The 5,974-nt window shown below is 70.2% G+C and carries 4 protein-coding genes and 1 pseudogene; 4 read left to right on the top strand and 1 reads right to left on the bottom strand.

The features are described from left to right. Nucleotides 1-325: exodeoxyribonuclease III (locus tag B2U11_RS07255; protein ID WP_414632946.1), on the top strand; the 325-nt coding region annotated here is incomplete at its 5' end. Nucleotides 326-332: 7 nt separating this feature from the next. On the opposite strand, the gene B2U11_RS07250 is transcribed toward B2U11_RS07255, so the two are convergent. Continuing rightward, the gene (locus B2U11_RS07250) at nt 333-1,724 is read right to left on the bottom strand and encodes an SLC13 family permease (RefSeq protein WP_292070855.1); all 1,392 of its coding nucleotides are present in this window, start codon (nt 1,722-1,724) and stop codon (nt 333-335) included. Between the two features lie 89 nt (nt 1,725-1,813). Here B2U11_RS07250 and B2U11_RS07245 point away from each other — a divergent pair, with 89 nt between their 5' ends. The 3 genes and pseudogenes from B2U11_RS07245 to B2U11_RS07235 all read left to right on the top strand — a co-directional run. Further along, complete coding sequence (locus B2U11_RS07245) at nt 1,814-2,644, top strand: hypothetical protein (RefSeq protein ID WP_292070854.1); 831 nt, start codon at nt 1,814-1,816, stop codon at nt 2,642-2,644. A 176-nt stretch (nt 2,645-2,820) separates the two neighbouring features. After that, nucleotides 2,821-5,415, top strand: a complete 2,595-nt coding sequence (locus B2U11_RS07240) for a TonB-dependent receptor (protein ID WP_292070853.1) — start codon at nt 2,821-2,823, stop codon at nt 5,413-5,415. 34 nt (nt 5,416-5,449) lie between these two features. Further along, a pseudogene (locus B2U11_RS07235) lies at nt 5,450-5,974 on the top strand (hypothetical protein); the annotation flags it as partial.

Here is a 5,974-nt window from a genome sequence, read left to right as displayed (position 1 = left end):
CGACGTCTGGAACCACCGCTTCATGTCCAAGGTGGTCAGCCACACGCCCGGCGAGGTCGAGACCCTGTATCGGCTTCAGGATGCGGGCGGCTTCACCGACGTGCTGCGCGACCAGATCCCCGATCCGGTCAAACTGGCCAGCTGGTGGAGCTATCGCGCCAAGGATTTCCGCAAGTCGAACCGGGGCCTGCGGCTGGACCATCTGTGGACCTCGCCCGGCCTGACGCCCGCCGTGGTCAAGAGCAGCGCCCGCATCCTCGACACGGTGCGCGAATGGGAACGGCCTAGCGACCATGCCCCGGTCGTGATGGATCTGGACGTCTGAACCCGCCTCAGAACGGGAAGAAGATCGGGATCGCCGCCATGCCTGTGGCCCAGGTGATCAGGTTCAGCGGCAGGCCGACCTTCACGAAGTCCATGTAGCTGTAGCCGGCCATGTTATAGACCAGCACATTGGTCTGGTAGCCGAACGGCGTGGCGAAGGCGGCCGAGGCGGACATCATCACCGCCACCAGGAACGGCCGCGGATCGACCCCCAGGCTCTCGGCCAGGGCCACGGCGATGGGCGTGATCAGCACCGCCACGGTGGCGTTGGACAGCAGTTCGGTGGCGAACAGGGTCACGCCGTAGAGCACGATCAGCGCCCCCAGCGGCCCCAGCGGCCGGATCACGTCGATCAGGCGGGCGGCCCCGGCCGCGGCCAGGCCCGTCACCTCGATGGCCGTGCCGACCACGACCATGCCGGCGATCAGCAGCAAAATCTCGGGACGCAGGCCGGCGTAGGCCTCTTCCGGGGTGATGGTCCGCATCAGGATCAGGGCCACCGCCCCGGCGAAGGCGGCCGCCGCGATGGGGACCCAGCCCAGGGCCGCCGCCGCGATCACCACGACGAAGACCGCCAGGGCGGTCAGGGCCGGGCGCAGCTGGAACGGGCGGTCCGCCGCGCCGTACAGTTCCACGTCGCCCAGATGGGCGTCGCCCGAGCCGTCGGACTGGTTTCGCGATTCGCCCAGGCGCGGGAGGTTGAAGGGCAGGCGCCGGCGCCGTTCGGCGCGGGCGCGTTCCAGCGCCTCGGCCTCCAGCCGCGCGGCCTCGGCTTCGTCGCGGGCGACCGTCCGCCCCAGCTGGCGCGCGCCGACGAAATAGAGCCACAGCCCGCCCACGGCGGCGATGACCAGGCCGACCGGGGTGATCTCGAACAGGCTGAACACCGGCTGGCCGGCGTTGCGGGCCATGTCGTTGACCAGCAGGTTGGTCGAGGTCCCGATCAACGTCAGCAGGCCGCCCAGGACCGTGACGTGGCTGAGAGGCATCAGGAACCGCTTGGGCGACAGCTTCAGCGACTTGGCCACGTCGCGGATCACCGGCGCGGCCAGAACCACCACGGGGGTGTTGTTCAGAAAGCCTCCGACCGCGCCGCACAGGCCGATGACGATCCAGATGCCTCGCGCGCCGATGCGCGACGCCAGCCGCGTGGCCTGTCGGATCAGCAGGCCCAGCAGGCCCGACAGCTCGATGGCGTAGGCGATGACGAACAGTCCGGCCAGGGCGATGATGGCCGGGCTGGCGAAGGCGCCCTGCACCTCGACCGGGCGCACCACGCCCAGCAGCAGCAGGACGGCGGCCCCCGTCAGGGCGACGATGTCGGCGCGGGCCTTGCCGTGGATCAGCGCGCCGACGACGGCGACGAGCACGACCAGGGCGGCGATCTGATCGAAAGTCATTGGCCCTTGGAGACTCCCCCGCGCGGGTCAGGTCAACCTTTTTTCCGCGCCTGCCCCCCAACCAGCGATCAGCATGCTAGGGTGGTTCCATGCTCGAACCGATCGCGATCCGTCGCCTGCCGGTCGTCGCGCTCGCCGCGTCCGGCCTGATCATGACCGCCTGCCAGGGGGAGTCGGAGAAGACAACGCCGCCGCCGCCGCCCGCGACCGAACCGGACGCGGCTCCCGCCGCGCCGCCGCCGGTGCTGAGCCGCGCCGACCTGATCCAGGCCGCCGAGGCCGCGGCCTCGGCCTACGCCGCGGGGGGCGGGCCGGACCGCGACAGCCTGTCGGGGCGCCGGTTCTCGGTGCGTCAGGCTTTCGGCTGCCAGGGACCCGCCCCCGTCGCGGCCGAGGACGCGCCCGGCGACGGGCTGGGCCGGTGGTCGTGGGGCGCCGAGCGCAAGACCCTGCGCCTCAGCCTGACCCCCGGCGACTGGACGCAGTCGGCGCTGATCTCGGGCGGGTCGGCCGACTGGGAAGCGGTCGAGGGATTCTGGCTGAACCGGCCCTGGCTGCGCGTCGAGGGCTGCCCGGCCGGACAGGGCGACCCCCTGGCCAGCGGCCCCGTCGCGCCTTCGCCGCAGACGGTGGGACTGGCGGCGGTGCACGAGCAGGACAGCTCGCGCCTGGGCCGCCGCAACGGCCGCGCCTACAGCTTCGTGGTGCGCGGCGAGGGCGACCAGCCGGCCGTCGCCCCGGCGGGCGGTTACCGTCTGGTGCTGGAAGGGCGCCTGACCGCCTTCGCCGACGGCCGTGCGTTCCGGTGCCGCGCCTCCAGCCCGGACCAGAGGCCCGTGTGCATCGCCGCCGCCCAGATCGACCGCGTCGCCTTCGAGGACGCCGCCGGCGCCGTGCTCAGCGAGTGGCGGCCGGGCTGAGGCCGGGGCGCATGGCCCGCATCAGGGCCGCACACGCGGGCGGCGAGCCCTCCGCGTGACGACCCAAGCGACGACGAACCGTCGCCGAGAGTTCACGACGCCGACAATCAAGCGAAACGCGCCCGTCGCACCCGCCCCCTAATCGCCCGACGTCGTCGAGACCTAGGGGGATGCCTGTGTTCATTCGTATATCGCCGCGTGCGCGCGGCCCGCTTCTGCTCGCCACCACGGCGCTGGCCACGGCCGCCTTCGCCGCCTCCGCCCGCGCCCAGGAGGCCCCGCCCTCCGAGATCGACGAGATCGTCGTGACCGGCCAGCGCGAGGCCCAGCGCGCCGCCATCGCCGTCAAGCGCGCCGAGTTCGAGGTGATGGACGCGGTGTCGGCCGACGACATCGGCAAGCTGCCGGACCACAACACCGCCGCCGCCCTGCGCCGCATTCCCGGCGTCTCGGTGATGGAGGACCAGGGCGAGCCCCGCTGGCCGATCCTGCGCGGCCTGGCCTCGACCTATAACCGCACCACGATCGACGGCGCCCATGTCGGCTCGGTCGACGATAGCGCGCGCACCGTGCCGCTGGATATCGTGCCGTCTGTGATGGCCGGCCGGGTCGAGGTGATCAAGACGGTGACGCCCGAGAATGACGGCAACGCCATCGGCGGGGTCATCAACATCGCCACCCGCAGCGCCTTCGACGCCGACGGCCCCTTCTTCAACGGCATGGGGTCGTACGGGGTGTATGAGCAGCACGGCGACGTGCGCAACGACAAGCCGTCCTATCGCCTGTCCTTCGCCGCCGGACGCCGCTTCGGCGCGGCCGACGAATGGGGCGTGGTGGTCGGCGCCTCGCACGAGCAGCTGGACTACGATATCCCGCAGGTGGAGTCGGCCTCGCCCTCGGTGCGCGAATACACCGACGCCGGCGCGCCGGTCGATTCCGGCTCGGCCGCGGGCAACGGCATCCAGGTCCCGACCCAGGTGCGCCTGTTCTGGTACAACAACACCAAGCAGCGCTCGGGCGTGAACGGCAAGCTGGAATGGCGCCCCGGCGACGCCTTCCGCTGGGAGGCGTCCGGCCTGTTCGCCAAGATGGAGGACGACGAGGAGCGGATCGAATACCGCATCGAGCCGATCGGCGACGTCTCGGACCAGACCCAGACCAGCGGCGCCTTCGCCAGCGGCCGCAACACCATCCACGTCAACCAGCCGATCACCCGGCGCGAGATCGGCCTGGGCCGCACGGGCTTCCGCTGGGACGTGGACGACCGGTGGACCCTGGACGGCGACCTGGTCTATTCGCACGCCGCGCTGGAGACGCCCAACACCTCGCTGGAATTCCGGGGTCAGGGCGCGAGCTTCGGCTTCGCCTACGACAGCTCGGACTTCTTCCCGATCTTCGACCAGCCGAACCAGGCCTACGTCCGCGACCCGGCCAACTATGTCTTCCAGCAGCAGCGCGAGGACCGGCTCGAAAGCGATGAATCGACCACCCAGGCGCGGCTGAACCTGGCGTTCGACGACGGCGGCTACGAGCGGAACCTGAAGCTGAAGTTCGGCGGCGTCTATCGCGCGACCGAGCGCGACTACAGCAACATCCGCACGACCTACAGGACCGCCAGCGGCTTCGCCTACACCCTGGCCGAGGTCGCCGCGCAGGGGCCGTCCGAGCTGATCGAGGGCCGCTATCTGCTGACCCCGCGCATCGACGTGGACAAGGCCGCCGACTTCTTCGAGGCCAATCGCAGCCGCTTCACCTCGGCGGTGTCGAACACCAACGGCGACTATGACGTGACCGAGGACGTCTCGGCCGCCTACGCCCAGGGGTCCTATCGCTGGAACGACCTGACGCTGCTGGCGGGCGTCCGATACGAACACACCGAGGTGGCCTCCGACGCCCTGCGCAACGGGACCGACACGATCTCGAACAGCGGCGACTACGACAGCTGGATGCCCAGCGTGCACCTGCGCTGGAACGTGCGCGAGGATGTGGTGGTGCGGGCCGCCTGGACCAACACCATCGGCCGCCCCGACTTCGGCTCCCTGGCCGCGACCGAGAGCGTCAGCTTCGCGGACGCGGTTCCGACCGTTTCGCGGGGCAACCCCGATCTGAAGCCGCGCGAGAGCGAGGGGCTGGACCTGTCGCTGGAATACTATCCGGCACAGGACGGCCTGATCTCGGCGGCCCTGTTCACCAAGTCGATCGACAACGAGATCTTCACCCTGACCGCCAATCAGCGGCTGGACGTCGGTCGGGGCGTGGAGGACGTGCTGGTGACTACGCCGATGAACGCCGAGACCGCCAAGATCCGCGGCGTCGAGATCGCGTTCCAGCAGGCCCTGACCATGCTGCCCGCGCCGTTCGACGGCTTCGGCGTCAGCGCCAACGCCACCTTCCTGGACACCGAGTTCACCTTCCTGACCAGCGTGGGCGAACGCCACACCGGCCTGTTCCAGCAACCCGACACCACCACCAATGAATCGATCTGGTACCAGCGCGGTCCGCTGGAGGCGCGGGTGTCGCACAACTACATCGGCGGCTTCCTGGAGACGATCAACGACACCATCCCGAACGCCGACCAGTACTGGAAGGGCCGTCACGTCTATGACGCCTCGATCAGCTGGCGGTTCGACAACGGGATCACCGTCTTCGCCGAGGGGCAGAACCTGTCGGACTCGGGCCGTCGGGAGGTGACCGGGCCGGGCCGCACCTATCTGCAGGAATCGGCGCGCTACGGCCGCACCTTCTGGGTGGGTCTGAGCGCCAGCTTCTGAGGCGACGATCGAGAGCCGCCGGAAAGGTCTTGTCATGTTGAACGCCCTCTTGCTGGCCGGCGCCCTGCTCGCAGGCCATGACGCCCACGCCGCCCCGCCGTCGATTTCGACGGCCGGGCGGGCCGAGACTGTCCGCCGCTACGCCTCGGAGGCGCGCCAGGGCGTCGCCGTGGGACCGGACGACCTCTATGCGGTCTCCAACTGGTCGATCGTCCGCTATGACAAGGCCAGCGGTGAGAAGCGGGCGGAGTGGTCCGGCGATCCCGTGCGCTATCCGCACATCAATTCCTGCGCCCTGATCATGGCCGAGCTGGTTTGCGCCAGTTCGAACTTCCCCGGCACGCCGCACGTCAGCTCCGTCGAGGTGTTCGATCCGACGGACCTGCATCACAAGCGCAGCGTCGCCCTGGGACTGGGGACCGGATCGCTGACCTGGGTGGATCGCCACGACGGGGCCTGGTGGGCCATGTTCGCCAACTACGACGGCCGGGGCGGCGAGGCGCCGCGGGACCATCGGCACACCACCCTGGTCAAGTTCGACGATCAGTGGCGGCGGCTG

Origin of the sequence: Brevundimonas sp. UBA7534, assembly GCF_002479325.1 — a bacterium.
Taxonomy (GTDB): domain Bacteria; phylum Pseudomonadota; class Alphaproteobacteria; order Caulobacterales; family Caulobacteraceae; genus Brevundimonas.
This window is presented reverse-complemented; position numbering and strand designations above follow the sequence as displayed.

What these genes read in the sequence shown, in the direction of transcription:
- B2U11_RS07250 (WP_292070855.1), bottom strand. Translation starts at nt 1,724, where the DNA reads ATGACTTTCGATCAGATCGCCGCCCTGGTCGTGCTCGTCGCCGTCGTC.
- B2U11_RS07245 (WP_292070854.1), top strand. Translation starts at nt 1,814, where the DNA reads ATGCTCGAACCGATCGCGATCCGTCGCCTGCCGGTCGTCGCGCTCGCC.